Origin of the sequence: Micromonospora sp. NPDC050200, from assembly GCF_040656135.1 — a bacterium.
GTDB lineage: Bacteria > Actinomycetota > Actinomycetes > Mycobacteriales > Micromonosporaceae > Micromonospora.
In genome coordinates, this window is record NZ_JBFALG010000090.1 from 1 (window position 1) to 16518 (window position 16518).

The 16518-nt window shown below is 72.6% G+C and carries 14 protein-coding genes; all 14 read left to right on the plus strand.

Annotated elements, in window-relative coordinates:
• Positions 1-158 precede the first annotated feature (158 nt).
• The 14 genes from AB0I41_RS32265 to AB0I41_RS32330 are packed head-to-tail and all read left to right on the plus strand — an operon-like array spanning position 159 to position 16384.
• Positions 159-1100: an ABC transporter permease gene (locus AB0I41_RS32265; RefSeq protein WP_357114589.1), complete on the plus strand. Its 942-nt coding sequence runs from the start codon at positions 159-161 to the stop codon at positions 1098-1100.
• Complete coding sequence (locus AB0I41_RS32270) at positions 1097-2008, plus strand: ABC transporter permease (RefSeq protein ID WP_357114591.1); 912 nt, start codon at positions 1097-1099, stop codon at positions 2006-2008. Before AB0I41_RS32265 ends, AB0I41_RS32270 begins: the two co-directional genes overlap by 4 nt.
• A 1-nt stretch (position 2009) precedes the next feature.
• Positions 2010-3041 (plus strand): ABC transporter ATP-binding protein, encoded by a 1032-nt coding sequence (locus AB0I41_RS32275; protein ID WP_357114593.1) that lies wholly within the window; start codon positions 2010-2012, stop codon positions 3039-3041.
• A complete protein-coding gene (locus tag AB0I41_RS32280) occupies positions 3038-3868 on the plus strand; it encodes an ATP-binding cassette domain-containing protein (protein ID WP_357114595.1) in 831 nt (276 codons plus the stop codon). Before AB0I41_RS32275 ends, AB0I41_RS32280 begins: the two co-directional genes overlap by 4 nt.
• Positions 3865-4539 carry a PaaI family thioesterase gene (locus AB0I41_RS32285; RefSeq protein WP_357114597.1) on the plus strand — a complete coding sequence of 225 codons (675 nt, stop codon included), beginning with the start codon at positions 3865-3867 and terminating at the stop codon, positions 4537-4539. Before AB0I41_RS32280 ends, AB0I41_RS32285 begins: the two co-directional genes overlap by 4 nt.
• Before the next feature lie 22 nt (positions 4540-4561).
• Positions 4562-5710: a steroid 3-ketoacyl-CoA thiolase gene (locus AB0I41_RS32290; RefSeq protein WP_357114599.1), complete on the plus strand. Its 1149-nt coding sequence runs from the start codon at positions 4562-4564 to the stop codon at positions 5708-5710.
• Entirely contained in the window at positions 5707-6555 is an 849-nt protein-coding gene (locus AB0I41_RS32295; protein ID WP_357114601.1) for an SDR family NAD(P)-dependent oxidoreductase, read from the plus strand. The genes AB0I41_RS32290 and AB0I41_RS32295 overlap by 4 nt, the downstream gene beginning before the upstream one ends.
• A gap of 53 nt (positions 6556-6608) precedes the next feature.
• Entirely contained in the window at positions 6609-8252 is a 1644-nt protein-coding gene (locus tag AB0I41_RS32300) for a class I adenylate-forming enzyme family protein (RefSeq protein WP_357114603.1), read from the plus strand.
• A complete protein-coding gene (locus AB0I41_RS32305) occupies positions 8249-9763 on the plus strand; it encodes a carboxyl transferase domain-containing protein (RefSeq protein WP_357114606.1) in 1515 nt (504 codons plus the stop codon). Before AB0I41_RS32300 ends, AB0I41_RS32305 begins: the two co-directional genes overlap by 4 nt.
• Before the next feature lie 53 nt (positions 9764-9816).
• A complete protein-coding gene (locus tag AB0I41_RS32310) occupies positions 9817-10758 on the plus strand; it encodes a 3-oxoacyl-ACP reductase (protein WP_357114608.1) in 942 nt (313 codons plus the stop codon).
• The gene (locus tag AB0I41_RS32315) at positions 10755-12995 is read left to right on the plus strand and encodes an acyl-CoA dehydrogenase (RefSeq protein WP_357114610.1); all 2241 of its coding nucleotides are present in this window, start codon (positions 10755-10757) and stop codon (positions 12993-12995) included. Before AB0I41_RS32310 ends, AB0I41_RS32315 begins: the two co-directional genes overlap by 4 nt.
• Positions 12992-13822: a hypothetical protein gene (locus tag AB0I41_RS32320; RefSeq protein WP_357114612.1), complete on the plus strand. Its 831-nt coding sequence runs from the start codon at positions 12992-12994 to the stop codon at positions 13820-13822. Before AB0I41_RS32315 ends, AB0I41_RS32320 begins: the two co-directional genes overlap by 4 nt.
• Positions 13822-14712, plus strand: a complete 891-nt coding sequence (locus tag AB0I41_RS32325) for an SDR family NAD(P)-dependent oxidoreductase (RefSeq protein ID WP_357114614.1) — start codon at positions 13822-13824, stop codon at positions 14710-14712. Before AB0I41_RS32320 ends, AB0I41_RS32325 begins: the two co-directional genes overlap by 1 nt.
• 49 nt (positions 14713-14761) lie before the next feature.
• On the plus strand, positions 14762-16384 hold the full coding sequence (locus tag AB0I41_RS32330; protein WP_357114616.1) for a FadD3 family acyl-CoA ligase: 1623 nt from the start codon (positions 14762-14764) through the stop codon (positions 16382-16384).
• Positions 16385-16518 lie beyond the last annotated feature (134 nt).

Genomic DNA, 16518 nt, shown 5'->3' on the forward strand with positions numbered 1-16518 from the left:
ACGCCCCGCTCGCCCCACCCCCCCCCGACCCCGCCCCCACGGGCGCCCCCGCCCCCGCCCGGCGCGCCGGGCGCGGCCCCGGCCCGCACCCCCCCCCCCGCCACGGCACCGCCGGCAGTCGGGCCGCAGGTCCCGACACGAAATCGAAGGGACACAGCATGCTGCGTTACGCAGGCAAACGACTGCTCGCGGCGATCCCACTGCTGTTCGTGGTGCCGCTGCTGGTCTTCCTGCTGATCGGCCTGGCCCCCGGCGACCCTGCCGTTGTCCTGGCCGGGGACAACCCGACCCCGGACCGGATCGAGGCGATCCGCGACCAGCTCGGCCTGAGCGATCCGGTGTGGGAACGCTACCTGCGTTGGGCGGGTGCGGCGCTGCACGGCGACCTGGGAACGTCGCTGCTGTCCGACCAGTCGGTCGTCGACATGATCACGCGGCGGATGGGGACCACGATGTCCCTCGTGCTGTTCGCGATGGTGATGGCCGTCGTGCTGGGGGTCGCGATGGCGATCGTGGCGTCGCTGCGCCCCGGCGGCCTCGTCGACCGCCTCGTGAACTGGCTGGCCTCGATCGCCATCGCCGTCCCCGCGTTCTGGTTCGGGCTGGTGCTGGCATCACTGTTCGCGGTGAGCTACCAGCTGCTCCCCGCCTTCGGGTTCGAGCCGCTGTCGGCCGGGTTCTGGCCCTGGCTGTCCCACCTCATCCTGCCCGGCATCGCCCTCGGTCTGCTGCCCGCGGCCGAGGTGACGTTGCAGCTGCGGTCGGCGCTGGGGCAGGTGCTCAAGTCGGACTACATCCTCAACGCGCAGGCGAAGGGGTTGAGCCGACGGGCGGTGCTGTTCAAGCACTCGTTGAAGAACGCCTGCATTCCGGTGGTGACGGTGCTCGGCTTCCGGGTGGCCGAGGTGCTCGCCGGCTCGGTCACCATCGAGATCATCTACAACATGCCCGGGCTCGGCAGCCTGGCCGTCGACGGCGTGCTCAACCGCGACATCCCGGTGCTGCTCGGATTCGTGCTCTTCTCCACCAGCGTCGTCGTGGTGGTGAACCTGCTGGTCGACATCTCGTACGGCTACTTCAACCCGAAGGTGCGGGCATGACGAACGCGACTGTCCTGGACGACCTCGTCGGCGGCCCCGGCGACCGGCACGCGGCGGACAGCCGGGCGGGGATCCTGCGCGGCATCCTCCGGCGCCGCTCCACCGTCGTGGCCGGGGGATTCCTGGTCCTGCTCATCCTGTGCGCCGTCCTGGCCCCGATGATCGCCCCGCACGACCCGGACGCCCAGGACCTGCTCCAGCGGCTGCGGCCACCCGGTGGCGACCATCTGCTCGGTACCGACGACTACGGACGAGACGTGCTCAGCCGGCTGATCTACGGCGCCCGGGTGTCGCTGCAGGCCGCGGTGCAGGCGGTGGTCGTCGCGCTGCTGATCGGCCTGCCGCCCGGCATCGCCGCCGGATACCGGGGCGGCTGGCTGGACTCCGCACTGACCCGGATCATGGACGCCCTGATGAGCGCGCCGTCGCTCGTGCTGGCCATCACCATCGTCGCGGTGCTCGGCCCCGGGATCACGAACGCCATGCTGGCCGTCGGACTGGTGATGGCGCCCCGGTTCTTCCGGGTGGCGCGGGCCACCACGATGGACGTGCGGCACGAGACGTACATCGAGGCGTCCGTCGCGCTGGGCTGCGGCAGCCTGCGGACCATCGGGCGACACATCCTGCCCAACGTGGCGCCGCCGATCGTGCTCGTGATCTCCGTGTCGCTGGGCACCGCGGTCGCGGCGGAGGCGAGCCTGAGCTTCCTCGGCCTCGGCGTCCGCCCGCCGGCGGCGAGTTGGGGATCGATGCTCTCCACCGCTTCGTCGAACATGGGCATCGCACCGTACCTGGTCTGGCCACCCGGCGTGATGATCTTCCTCACCGTACTGGCCTTCACCTACCTTGGCGACGGCGTGCGCAAGGGCATGCTGCGCAGCCGGTCGGTAAGCAGCAAGGGGGACTGACGTGACCGTGCGAGAGCAGAAGGCAGCCGGTCGACCGCTGCTGGAGGTGCGCGATCTGACGGTGCAGTTCCCCGCTGCCTCGGGGGACTGGACGCCGGTCGTGCAGGGCGTGTCGTTCACCCTCGACCAGGGGGAGTCCGTCGCGCTGGTCGGTGAATCGGGCTCGGGTAAGACCGTCACCTCCCTCGCGGTCATGGGACTGACCGGCGTGACCGGCGGCCGCATCGCCGGCGGCTCGGTGACGTTCGACGGCCGGGAGTTGACCGCGCTGCCGGAACGCGAGTGGCGGGGACTCCGCGGCCCCGGCATGGGAATGATCTTCCAGCAGCCGATCCGCAGTCTGAACCCCGCGTTTACCGTCGGCGACCAGATCGCGGAGTCGGTCCGCCGGCACCTCGGGCTGAGCCGCAGGGCCGCCCGGTCCCGGGCGGTGGAGATGCTCGACCTCGTGCAGATCCCGCGGGCGGCGGAGCGGGTCCACGACTACCCGCACTCGTTCAGCGGGGGAATGTGCCAGCGCGTGATGATCGCGATGGTCATGGCCTGCAACCCACGCCTGCTGATCGCCGACGAACCGACCACCGCCCTCGACGTCACGGTCCAGGAACGGATCCTGCACCTGCTGCGGGACCTGCAGGAGCAGACCGGCGTCTCGCTGCTGTTCGTCAGCCACGACCTCGCCGTGGTGGCCGAGCTGTGCCAGCGGGTCGTCGTGATGTACGCCGGCGAGGTCGTCGAGCAGGGCACCGCGGCGGACGTCTTCCTCCGGCCCCGGCATCCGTACACCGCGGGGCTGCTGGCCTCGATCCCCAAGCCCGGCCTGCGCACCGACCGTCGCCTGGCGGCCATCCCCGGCAGCATCCCGGCCCCGGGCTCCTGGCCGGCGGGGTGCCGGTTCCACGCCCGGTGCCCGCACCGGGATCCGGACCGGTGCGACTCCCGGCATCCGGACATCTTCCCGACCGGGCCCTCGGCCCAGGCCCGCTGCCTGCGGGTGGACGAGGTCGAACTGCAGGGGGTGACGGTCGGATGAGTCTGCTCGACGTATCCGCGATCTCCAAGTCCTTCGCCGGCCGCGACCTTCTGGGCCGGCGCACCCGCCGGCTACCCGCCGTCCACGACGTCAGCTTCAGCTTGGAGAAGGGCGAGTGCCTCGCCGTGGTGGGCGAGTCCGGGGCGGGCAAGTCCACGCTCGGCCGGATCGTCCTGCGGCTCATCAAGCCGGACGCCGGACGGGTCGTGTTCGACGGGGTGGACCTCCTCGCGCTCGGCTCGCGCGAGATGCGCCGGCTCCGCCAGCGGATGCAAATGATCTTCCAGGACCCGTACAGCTCACTGGATCCCAGGATGAGCGTGGCCGAGGCCGTTGCCGAGCCGCTGCTCGTGCACACCGACCTGGACCGGGCCGCCCGGTTGCGGCGCGGCGCGGAGCTGCTGGACCGGGTGGGAATCGGCCGCCGGTACCTCGACCGCTACCCGGCGGAACTCTCCGGCGGCCAGCTGCAGCGCGTCGCCATCGCCCGGGCGTTGACGCTCAATCCGAGCCTCATCGTCTGCGACGAACCCGTGGCCGCGCTCGACGTCTCGGTCCGGGCGCAGGTGCTCAACCTCCTGCGAGAACTACAGGAGGAGTTGGGGCTGTCCTATCTGTTCGTCAGCCACGACCTGGCACTGGTGGAGGTGATTGCCGACCGGGTGCTGGTGATGGCCGAGGGTCGCGTGGTCGAACAGGGCGACGTCGAGCAGATCTTCCGGTCGCCGACCCACGAGTACACCCAGGGCCTGCTGTCGGCCATCCCGGTCCCGGTGCCGCGCGACGCCGCCGGCCGGCGGATGGTGGGGATTCAGGGAGCGCCGTGAGCGATTGGAACGCTTCGGGGCCGTCGGGCCCGGACCACGCCGGAGACCATCGCGAGCTGGCCGAGCTGGTCGACGCCGCCCGCCGGCTCGTGTCCGCCGCGGCCCTCGCCGACATCGCCCCCGCCGACATGCGGCGCGCCACGGCGCAGATGCGGCAGGTCACCGACGTGCTCGCCACCGCTGCCCGCAGCCGCTGCCTGCGGTTGCCGTTGCCCACCGGTCCGGTCCGGGGGCGCGTGGGCGGCTCCGCCGACCCCGTGCTCGGCCGGTTCAACCCGATCGCCGCCCCGCTCGTGGTGACGATCGACGACGAGGGCGTCGCGCGGGGGAGGTTGACCCCGGGAGCGCTCTTCGAGGGGCCGCCGGGGGCGGTGCACGGCGGTTACAGCGCGATGGTGCTGGACGGGGTCATGGGGACCCTGGTCCGGGCTCTGGGCGTCATCGCCATGACCGGCACCCTCACCCTGCGCTACCTGGCGCCGACCCCGTTGGACCGTCCGCTCGACCTGACCGCCCGGGTGGTGGACCGGGGCGGACGCAAGACGACGGTCGAGGGCTGGATCAGCGCCGACGGGCGGACGACCGTGCACGGCAACGGGACCTTCGTGTCCCCACTCACCTGGCCGCCGAACACCACCCCCCGTCAGCCGGCCGACCGGCCGACCGGCTGACGACCAGACATCAGGAGAGCACATGGGTAACCCGGTCATCGTCGACGCGGCTCGCACGCCCTACGGGCGGCGCGGCGGCGGACTTTCCGGACTGCACGCCGCCGAGTTGCTCGGCCTCGCGCAGCGGGGCGCCCTCGACCGGCTGGGCCTGGACCCCACGTTGGTCGAGCAGGTCATCGGCGGCTGCGTCACCCAGGCCGGTGAGCAGTCCGGCAACGTCACGCGTACCGCGTGGCTGCACGCGGGCCTGCCCGAACAGGCCGGCGCCGTCACCGTCGACTGCCAGTGCGGCTCCGCGCAGCAGGCGGTGCACCTGGTGGCGGGTCTGATCGCAGCCGGCGCCATCGACGTCGGCATGGCCTGTGGCGTGGAGATGATGTCGCGGGTCCCGCTCCAGTCCAACATCGGGCAGGACGTCGGCCGGCCACGACCGGACTCCTGGTCCTACGACATGCCCAACCAGTTCGCCGCGGCCGACCGGATCGCGGCCCGGCGCGGCTTCACCCGCGCCGACCTCGACGCCTTCGGCCTCCGTTCCCAGCAGCGCGCGCAGCACGCGTGGGCGGACGACCGGTTGGCGCGCCAGATCATTCCGGTCGAGATCCCCGGCGCCGACGGGGCGCAACCCTCGGTGGTGACGCGCGACGAGGGGTTGCGCGAGACCAGCACGGAAGCGCTCGCCAAGCTGAAGCCGGTCCTGGACGGCGGCCTGCACACCGCCGGTACGGCCTCGCAGATCTCCGACGGCGCCACCGCCGCCGTCCTGATGGACGAGGCCCGCGCCCGCGCGCTGGGGCTGCGGCCCCGGGCCCGTATCGTCAGCCAGTGCCTGGTCGGCGCGCAGCCGTACTACCTGCTCGACGGACCCGTCCAAGCGGCCGCCCGGCTGCTCGACCGCACCGGCATGACGCTCGACGACATCGACCTGTTCGAGGTCAACGAGGCCTTCGCCGCGGTGCCCATGTCGTTCCGGGCCGTCTACGACATCGACCTGGACAAGCTCAACGCCAACGGCGGCGCGATCGCCCTCGGACACCCGGTCGGCTCGACCGGGATCCGGCTGATCGCCGCCGCCATCGACGAACTCGAACGCACCGACAGGCAGACGGCCATGATCGCGATCTGCGCGGGCGGGGCGCTCGCCACCGGCGCGATCATCGAGCGGATGTGACGCGCACGATGGACGGGCGGCACCAGGTCGGGCTCACCGGGCTGGCCGGCAAGGTGGCGGTGGTGACCGGGGCGGGGCGGATGCGGTCCATCGGGCGGGCCATCGCCGTCGAACTGGCGCGTGCCGGCTGCGACGTGGTGGTCACCGGCACCGGCCGGTCCCCGGACCGCTACCCCGATGACGAGAAGGCGGCCGGGTGGCGCGACATCCACTCGGTCGCCGACGAGATCCGCCGCCTCGGCCGCCGGGCAACCCCGGTCGTCGTCGACGTCGCCGACGAGCCGGCCGTCGAGGACCTCGCGAACGCGGTGCTCGACGAGTACGGCCGCGTCGACGTCGTCGTCAACAACGCCGCAGCGGCACGCGGCAACGACCGGGTGCCCGTCGTCGACCTCTCCGTCGCCGAGTGGGACACGGTGCTGCGCGTCAACCTGCGCGGGACGTTCCTGGTCAGCCGGGCGTTCGCCCGCCGGCTCATCGCGCAGGGGCAGGGCGGCAGCATCATCAACATCTCGTCGATCGGCGGGAAGTCGATGGCGGCCAACGTGGCCGCGTACGCGGCGTCGAAGGCAGCCGTACAGTCGCTGACCTCGTCGATGGCCAAGGAGCTCGGCCGTCACGGCATCCGGGTGAACGCCGTCTGCCCGGGCGTCACCGACACCGGCCGGCTCGACGACTGGTCCCCGGACGCGTGGCGACGGTACGTCGCCGAGCATGTTCCGCTCGGCCGGGTCGGCACCGCGCAGGAGGTCGCCTGGACCGCCGTCTTCCTCGCCAGTGATCAGGGCGCCTGGGTCAGCGGCCAGGCGTGGAACGTCGACGGCGGCCAGATGACGGTGCGCTGATGGGAACGCAGAGCGCGCCGGTGGGGACGCGGAAGCCGCCGAGGGGAGCAGGCATGAGCGAAGCTTTGGAGATCGTCGAGCGTCGCCGGGCGGTGATCGATCGCCTCACCGGCCCGGGCGAGCGGTTCGAGGTCGTCGAGGAGGACGTGCTCGGCCGTCCGATGCGCGTCTTCAGAAACCGCCGTCGGTCGCTGACCGAGCTGCTCGCCGGATCCGCGCGGTACGGCGACCGGGAGTACCTGGTCTGCGGAGAGCAGCGCCTGACCTTTGCGGCTCACCTGGCGGCCGTGGCGTCCGTCGCGGAGCAGTTGCGCGACCGGTACGGCATCGGCAAGGGCGACCGGGTCGCCATCCTGTCCGCGAACAGCCCTCAGTGGATCGTCTCCTTCTGGGCCGCCGCCTCGCTCGGCGCCATCACCGTCGCCATGAACGCGCACTGGTCGGCCCGCGAGATCGCGTACGGCATGCGCCACAGCGAGCCGAAGGTCGTGATCGGCGACGCCGGGCGGCGTGCCCGGCTCGGCGATCCCGGCGTGCCTGTCCTGTCCACGAAGGACGACATCCCGGCGCTCGCCGCCGCCACCCCGGACGCGCCGCTGCCCGGGTGCGCCGTGGCCGAGGACGATCCGGCGGTCATCCTCTACACCAGCGGTACCACCGGTCGGCCCAAGGGCGCCCTGCACAGCCACCGGAACATGATCGCCGCGTGTGACTTCCACCTGTTCAACGACGAGGTGGCCACCGCCCTCGGCGCGCCGCCGGCGATCCGGCGGTTCCTGCTGGCCACCCCGTTGTTCCATATCGCGGCCCTGCACAACCTGACGCTGCCCCGTATCGCGGTCGGCGATGCCGCGGTCCTCTACACCGGGCGGTTCGAGGTCGACCGCGTGCTGCGGCTGATCGAACGGGAACGGGTGACCAACTGGGGAGCGGTGCCCACGATGGCGAGCCGGCTCGTCGCGCACGGCGACCTGTCCGGCTACGACCTGTCCTCCCTGCGGACCATGTCGCTGGGCACCGCGCCCTCGTCCCGCGCACTCATGGCGAAGGTACGCGAGATCCTGCCGGTCGCGGCCCGGTCGCTCGGCACGACGTACGGCCTCACCGAGTCCTCGACCGCCGCGACCCTCGCCACCGCCGCCGACCTCGCGCTGTACCCGCAGACGGTCGGCCAGCCCGTCGTGACGATGGACGTCGAGATCAGGGACGCCGCCGGCAACCGGGTGCCCGACGGGGTCGAGGCTGAGATCCACCTGCGGGGACCTCAGGTGATGCTGGGCTACTGGGGCGACCCCGGAGCGAGCGCCGGAGCGATCGGGGCCGACGGGTGGCTGCGCACCGGGGACCTGGGCGTGATGGAGCACGGGTACCTGCGGATCAGCAGCCGCCGCAGCGACCTCATCCTGCGTGGCGGGGAGAATGTCTACCCCGTCGAGGTGGAGAACGTACTCGCCGAGCACCCCGCCGTCGCCGAGTGCGTCGTCTACGGCGTACCCCACCACGACCTGGGCGAGGAGGTCGCAGCCCACGTGGTCCTCGCCGACGACGCAGCGGTCACCGCCGACGAACTGCGCGCGTACACGGCCGAGCAGATCGCCCGGTACAAGGTCCCCACGAGGTGGACGCTCACCACCGCACCCCTGCCGCGCAACGCCACCGGAAAGGTGAAGCGCCACGAGATTGCCGGCCGGCGATGACGTCCACCGACAACCGGGCGGCGTGGGCGCCGCTGCTGGCGGACCTGGACCGGCGCCGGACCGCCGCGCGCGCGATGGGCGGGCCGGAGAAGCTGGTCCGGTACCGGCACCGCGGCGGGGTCGACGCCCGCACCCGCATCACGCGGCTGCTGGACCCCGGCACCTTCGTCGAGCTCGGCACCCTGGCCGGCGCCACCCCCGCCGACGCCTTCGTCGCCGGCTCCGGACTGATCGGCGGCCGGCCCGTGCTCGTCGGGGCCGAGGACTTCACCGTCGCCGGCGGCTCGATCGGCGTGCCGAACGGCTCGAAGCGGGCCCGCCTCGCCGCCCTCGCCCGGCAGGAGCGCGTACCGCTGGTGCTGATGCTCGAAGGCGCTGGCCACCGCGCCACCAACGCTCTTGCCCCCCACCGGCCGGCACCCAACGACCTGATGGCGCTCGCCGAGCTGGCCGGCCTGGTCCCGACCGTGTCGATCGTGACCGGCCCGTCGGCCGGCCACAGCGCGCTGGCGGCGCCGCTGTCGGACTTCGTGGTGATGGTCGACGGGCCGGCGGCGCTGTTCGCCGCGGGACCGCCCCTGGTGGCGGAGGCCCTCGGCGAGCAGGTCAGTAAGGAGAAGCTGGGCGGGGCCGCCGTGCACGCGGCCGCGAGCGGGGTCGCGCACAACGTCGCGCGCGACGCCGACGAGGCGCTAGGGCTGGCCCGTCGCTACCTGTCGTACTTCCCCTCCAGCGCGTGGCGGCACCCGCCGGTGAACGGCGAGGGTGCGGACGTCGGCGAGCGTGTCCTGACCGAGCTCCTCGACCTCATCCCGCCGAACCCCCGCCGCCCGTACGACATGCGGGCCGTGCTGGCCAGCCTGGTCGACGCCGGATCGCTTTTCGAGGTGCAGCCGGCGTACGGATCCGGGGTCATCACGGCCCTGGCCCGACTGGGTGGGCGGGCCGTCGCGGTGGTCGCCAACCAGCCGATGGTGCGGGCCGGTGCCATCGACGTCGCGGCCGCCGCCAAGGCCGCCCGGTTCATCGAGATCACGAGCGCGTTCCACCTGCCGGTCGTGATGCTGGCCGACAACCCCGGGGTCCTGCCCGGCAGCGCTTCCGAGCGCGCCGGCATCCTCCGCGCCGCCGCCCGGATGTTTGCGGCCCAGCACCGGTGCGGCGTGCCGAAGCTGCACGTGACGATCCGCAAGGCGTTCGGCTTCGGTAGCTCGGTGATGGGCATGAACGCGTTCGACGGGCAGACCGTCTCCCTCGCGTTCCCCGGGGTGGTGCTCGGCGGGATTCCGGCCGCCGTCGGTGGCCGGACCGCGAAGGCGGACGCCGAGACCCGGCGGGCGCTGGTCGACAACGAAGCGGCCGGCCCGTGGCGGCTGGCCAGTTCGGTGACCTACGACGAGGTCATCGATCCGCGGGAGTTGCGCAACGCGCTGCTGGCCGGCCTGCGGCTGGCGGCGGGGCGGCTGACCGGCCCGGCCGAACCCGTGGCCAGGACGGGTTACCTGCCCTAGCCGCCCACACCGACAGCCGCCGAACCGAAAGAGATCAGGACATGGAGCACGACATGAGCGAGTCAACGAGCCTGGCCGGACGCACCGCGATCGTCACCGGCGCCGGAGCGGGGCTGGGCCGGAGCGAGGCGCTGGCGCTCGCGGCCAACGGGGCCCGGGTCGTGGTGAACGACATCGGGCCGACCGCCGAGGAGGTGGTGGCCGAGATCAGGTCAGCGGGCGGGGAAGCGGTCGCGGTCGTCGGCGACGTCGGGGACTGGTCGATCGGCGACCGGCTCGTGGGCGCGGCGCTGGACAGCTTCGGCAGCCTCGACATCGTGGTCAACAACGCCGGCGTGGTGCGGGACAAGATGCTGTTCAACCTCACCGAGTCCGACTGGGACGAGGTGGTGCGGATCCACCTCAAGGGCCACGCCGCGATGTCCCGCGCGGCGGGCGCGTACTGGCGTCGGGCGAGCAAGGCGGCTGGCGCACCGGTCTACGCCCGCATAATCAACACCTCCTCCGAGGCGGGTCTGCTCGGCGCGGTCGCCCAACCCAACTACTCGGCCGCGAAGGCGGGCATCACCGCGCTGACCCTGTCCACCGCCCGGAGCCTGTCCCGCTACGGCGTCCGCGCCAACGTGATCTGCCCGCGTGCCCGCACCGGCATGACGGCGCAGATCTTCGGGGCGCACCAGCCGGAAAGCGCTGGGCCGGACATCCTGTCACCGGAACGGGTGGCGACGTTCGTGGCCTACCTCGCCGCACCGGCCGCGCAGGAGATCAACGGGCAGGTGTTCGTCGTCTACGGGGACATGGTGGCCCTGCTCTCCGCGCCGACGGTCGAGCGGAAGTTCACCGCGGGCGGCGAGGCGTTCACCGTCGACGAGCTCGCCGGACAGCTCACCGGGTACTTCTCCGGGCGGGACCCCCGCCGCACCTTCGCCGCGCACGCCGTCGCCGAGTTGGACACCGCGGTGGTCGCCTCGGCAGCCACGGGGCAACCGGGATGAGCCTCGGACTGAGCCCGGAGCACCGGGCACTGCGGGATTCGGTGCGGTCGTTCACCGCCCGGCATGCGTCGCCGGCCGTCGTGCGCGCCGCCGTCGACGCGCGGGCCGAGATGCTTCCGCCGTTCTGGTCGGTGCTGGCCGAGCAGGGCCTGCTCGCCCTGCACCTTCCCGAGGACGTCGGCGGGGCCGGTTACGCACTGCTTGAACTCGCCGTGGTACTCGAGGAATTCGGTCGGGCCCTCGTGCCCGGACCGTTCCTCCCCACCGTCGTCGCCAGCATCGTCCTACACGCGGCCGGGCACCGGGCCGAGCTCGCGGCGCTGGCCGCGGGCACCGTCGTCGGGGCGGTCGCACTCGAACCCGGTGCGCTCACCGCCACCGCCGCCGCAGCGGGCGGGCTGACGCTGTCCGGCACCTCCGCGCCGGTGCTCGGCGGCCAGTTGGCCGACGTGTTCGTGCTCCCGGTCGCGCACAGCGCGAAGACGACCTGGGTGGTGCTGCGGCGTGCGGCGCTCACGGTCAGCGAACTGGCCAGCTACGACCTGACCCGGCGGCTGGCCCGCATCCACGCCGAGGGCGTGCACGTCCCCGCCGACGATGTGCTCTCCGACCTCGACCCGCGGCGGCCGCTGGACCTCGCCGCCACGCTGTTCGCAGCGGAAGCGTCCGGCGTGGCGGACTGGGCGACCTCGACGGCGGCGGCCCACGCGGTCGTACGCGAGCAGTTCGGGCGCCCGATCGGGCAGTTCCAGGGGGTCAAGCACCGGTGTGCGCGGATGCTGGTCCGGGCGGAGCAGGCCCGGGCCTGCGCCTGGGACGCCGCCCGGGCGCAGGACGCCGCCCGGGTCGACGCACCGGTGGCCCCCGAGACGGCGGCCGAGGCGGCGCTCGCCGCCGCGGTCGCCGCGGCGACAAGCGTCGAAGCCGGATTCACCGTCGCGAAGGACTGCATCCAGACTCTTGGCGGCATCGGTTTCACCTGGGAGCACGACGCGGGCCGGTACCTGCGTCGGGCGCAGGCACTGCGGCTGCTGCTCGGCCCGACCGCGCGGTGGCAGCGGCGGGTGGCCGAACTCCGCCTCTCCGGGGTCCGGCGCACCCTCTCGGTCGACCTGCCCGAGGAGGCGCACGCCATCCGTGCCGACGTGCGTGACGAGCTCGAGCCGGCGAAGCTGCTCGCGGGGGCGGAGCGCCGGGCCTACCTCGCGGCGCGCGGCTACACGGCGCCCCACCTGCCCGTCCCGTGGGGCAGGGGTGCGGATCCGGTGTCGCAATTGGTCATCGCCGAGGAGTTGCGTACGGCGGGGCTGCGACCGGCCGACATGGTGGTCGGCGACTGGGTGGTCCCGACCCTGGTCGCGTACGGCAGCGAGGAGCAGAAGCAGCGGTTCCTGCCGCCGACGCTTCGGGGTGACCTCGTCTGGTGCCAGCTGTTCAGCGAACCTGGGGCCGGCTCCGATCTGGCCGGGCTCGCCACCCGGGCCGAGCGGGTGGCGGACGGCTGGCGGCTGCGCGGCCAGAAGGTCTGGACCTCGCTGGCGCGCGACGCGCACTGGGGCATCTGCCTCGCGCGCACCGATCCAACGGCACCGAAGCACCGGGGCCTGTCCTACTTCCTGGTCGAGATGAGCAGCCCGGGCATCGACGTCCGGCCCTTGCGCGAGCTGACCGGTGAGTCTCTGTTCAACGAGGTCTTCCTCGACGACGTGTTCGTTCCGGACGCGATGCTGGTCGGCCGACCGGGGGAGGGCTGGAAGATCGCCCGCACCACGCTGAGCAACGAGCGGGTCTCGCTCTCCTTCGACCCGGCCCGGGGGGCGGGCGGGGAGCACCTGCTGGAGCTGGCCGGGCCGAGCCCGGAGGCGATCGACGACCACCGGCTGACCGTCCTGGGGCAGATCCTCTGCGACGGGCAGTCCGGTCAACTCCTCGGGCTCCGCCAGGCGCTGCGGGCGATGTCCGGCCAGCAGCCGGGGCCGGAGTCGAGTATCGCGAAGCTGCTCGGCGTGGAGCACGTCCAGCAGGTCTGGGAGACCGCCATGGACTGGCGGGGCACCGAGGCGCTGACGGTGGAGCCGAAGCAGCGCAACGTCACCTGGCGGTTCCTCAACACCCGGGCGTTGTCCATCGCCGGCGGCACCACGGACGTGCAGCTGAACATCATCGGCGAGCGGCTGCTCGGGCTGCCCCGTGACCCCGAGTCGCCGGTGGGGCGGCGGCAGGAGGAACCGCGATGACCACCCCGCAGACGGCCACCCGCGTGTTCTTCGGCTTTCCGAGCGTGACCGATCCCCGCCGGCACCGGGACTACAACGCCTGGCACCAGCTCGACCACCGTCCCGAGAATCTGGCCCTGCCCGGCGTCGTCCACGGCGACCGCTGGGTGCGGTCGCCGGACTGCCGGGCGGCCGGCACCGCCGACCACCGGCTGCGCGACGTCGACTACCTGGCGATGTACTGGTTCGCCGAGCCGGCGGAACAGAGCATCCGGCAGTGGAAGGAGTTGGGCGAGACGACGCTCCAGCAGGGCCGGCGGCCCGACCTCCGGTGGACCCGCCGCCCGCTGATGGGGATCTTCCGACCGGTCAAGGGGTACGTGCAGCCGCGGGTGCGCGTCTCCGCGGCGGCGCTACCCTTCCGGCCGCACACCGGCGTCCAAGTGTTCGTCACCGCGATCGACGAGACGGCCGACCCGGCCGAGGAGCGCTTCGACTGGTACGACCGGGTCCGGATCCCGCAGTTGCTCGACCTGCCCGGAGTGGCCGGCGCGTGGTCGTTCCGCAGCGAGTCGCTGACGGGGGAAGGGGTGGACGGCGGGCGGCAGCCGTTGGGCGGCCTCAACGTCCGCGTCCTCCTCTGCTACCTGGACGCCGACCCCCTCGCGGTCGCCGCCGAACTGGCCGCCCGGGAACCCGAATGGCTGGCGGCCGACCCACCGCCGGACTCCGCCCGCCACGAGCGGGCCCTGCTGGCCGGCCCGCTCCGCAGCATCGAGCCGTGGTGCTGGGACTGGTTCGACGGACCGGAGGGCGCATCCGGCGCAGGGCTGGAGGTGGCGCGGTGATGACGGACCAGCAGGCGGCCTCGCCGGAGTTCGACCGCGAGAGGTACGGGCCGTGGGCGGTTGTCGCCGGCGGGTCGGAGGGCGTCGGTGCGGCCTTCGCCGACCACCTCGCGCGGGCCGGCGTCAACCTCGTGCTGATCGCGCGGAGGCCGGGACCGCTGGCCGCGGCCGCCGCCGCCCTACGCGGCCGTGGCGTGCGGGTTCACACCGTCGAGCAGGACCTGACCGCGCCCGACGCGCTGGCCCGTATCCGCTCGGTGACGGACGAGCTGGACGTGGGGCTGCTGATCTACAACGCCGGCGCCAACACCTACCGGGGCGAGTTCGTCGAGTCCGACCCCGTCGGGGTGCAACGAGTCATCGACCTGAACGTCACCGCCCCGCTGCTGCTGTGCCGGCACTTCGGGCGTCGGCTCAAGCTCCGTCGGCGCGGTGGCATCCTGCTGGTCGGTTCGCTGGCCGGATACCTGGGTCACGCCGACATCGGGGTCTATGCTGCGGCGAAGGCGTTCAGCCGGATCTTCGCCGAGGGCCTCTGGCTGGAGCTGCAGCCGTACGGGGTGGACGTGCTGGAGTTGGTGCTCGGGGTCACCCGTACGCCGGCGATGCGGCGGGCCGGCGTGCGGCTGGACCTGCCTGGGGTCGCCGAACCGGACCAGGTTGCGGCCGAAGGGCTGGCGAGCCTTGCCGCCGGGCCGGTGCTGGTGGCCGGCGGGAACCTTCCGACGGCGCTCGCCGGCAGCGGGGGCGAGCGCGCGCAACTGGTGCGGACGAACGCGCTGGCGGCGCGCGCGTTGCTCGGCGAGGGCTCGCCGGTGGCCCGAGACGCGGCCGGTGAACCGGGCCCGGCGTCGTCCGGGCGTTCAGCGGTTCCACCTCCTCGACACTAGCAAGCGCTTGGTTGGCCGGTTAGGATCGTGCCGACGATCGGCCCGAGGCATGGAGGCGCGCGTGGCGACCGCGGATCAGGTTGAACTGACGACGATTCCCGCTTGTCTGCGGGCGGCGGCGGCCGACGCCGCCTCGATCGAGGCCGTCGTCGACGGCGACGTACGGCTGACCTACGCTCAGCTCGACGCCGAGGTCACCCGATTCGCGCGGGCCGCGGCGGCGCATGGCCTGCAGCCGGGCGACCGGGCCGTCGTCTGGGCGCCGAACTCCAGCCGCTGGATCATCGCCGCCCTGGGCATCCTGGCGGCCGGCGGGATCCTGGTGCCGGTGAACACGCGGTTCAAAGGCGAAGAGGCCCGGTACGCGATCAGCCGGGTTCGAGCTGACCTGCTGATCCTCGACGACGATTTCCTCGGCAACAACTACCTCGCCGCGGTGCGCGGCGACGACGCGCGCCCGCCTACCGACCAGCTGCCCGTACCGGCGCTGCCGCACCTGCGTGCCATTGTCACGATGGCCGCCACCGACGACGCGGTGGCCGTCTCCTTCGACGACTTCCTGGCCAGCGCCGAGGCGACTCCGACAGCCGAGATCGACCGGCGGATCGCCGAGCTGCGCGCGGACGATGTCGCGGACATTCTCTTCACCTCGGGCACGACCGGCTACCCCAAGGGCGCCATGGTCACGCACGGCTCCAACCTGCGGGTGGACGAGGCCTGGTCGGACATGGTCGGGCTGCGGCGCGAGGACCGGTACCTGCTCGTCAATCCGTTCTTCCACAGCTTCGGCTACCGGGCCGGGCTGCTCGCCTGCGTGATCCGCCGGGCGACCATGGTGCCGATGGCCGTGTTCGACGTGGATCAGGCCCTGGACCTCATCCAGCGCGAGCGGATCGCCGTCTTCCCTGGCGCACCGACCGTCTACACCTCGATCCTGCAGTCGCCCCGGTTCGGCGAGTACGACCTGAGTTCGGTGCGGCTGGCGGTCACGGGGGCAACCGTGGTGCCGGTGCCGCTGCTCGAGCGGATGCGCCGGGACCTCGGCTTCGAGACCGTGATCACCGCGTACGGGCTGACCGAGAGCTGCGGCACGGCGACCGTCTGCCCACCGGACACCGACCAGCACCGCATCTCGACCAGCTGCGGAAAGGCGATCCCCGGCACCGAGGTAGCCATCATGGATCCGCTCGGCCAGCTGCTGCCCTCCGGCGAGTCCGGTGAGGTGGTGATCCGCGGCTACAACGTGATGATCGGCTACTTCGAGGACCCGACCGCGACCGCCGAGGCGATCGACCGCGACGGCTGGCTGCACACCGGCGACGTCGGCTGGCTCGACGAGGACGGCTACCTGCGGGTGACCGACCGGATCAAGGACATGTTCGTGGTCGGGGGCTTCAACGTCTACCCGGCGGAGGTGGAGCGGCTGATCGCCGAGCATCCGGCGGTCGCGGATGTGGCCGTGATCGGCATACCCGACGCCCGGATGGGCGAGGTGGGCCACGCGTACGTGCTGCCCAAGCGGGGCAGCACCCTCACCTCCGGGGAGCTGATCAGGTTCTGCCGCAACAAGATGGCCAACTACAAGGTGCCGCGCCGGGTGTCGATCGTCGACGAGTTCCCCAGGACGCCGAGCGGGAAGATTCAGAAGTTCCGGCTGAATGCACCGGCCTGACCTGAGGCGCTGCCGCCTGATCGGGGGCCGTCCGCGCCGGCTTGGCGGTGCGCCCCTCCGGGATGGTCACCTGGTTGGTGACCTTGTTCTTCCGGTCGTGCAGCATGGCCAGCGCCTTCTCGGCGCTCATCTGC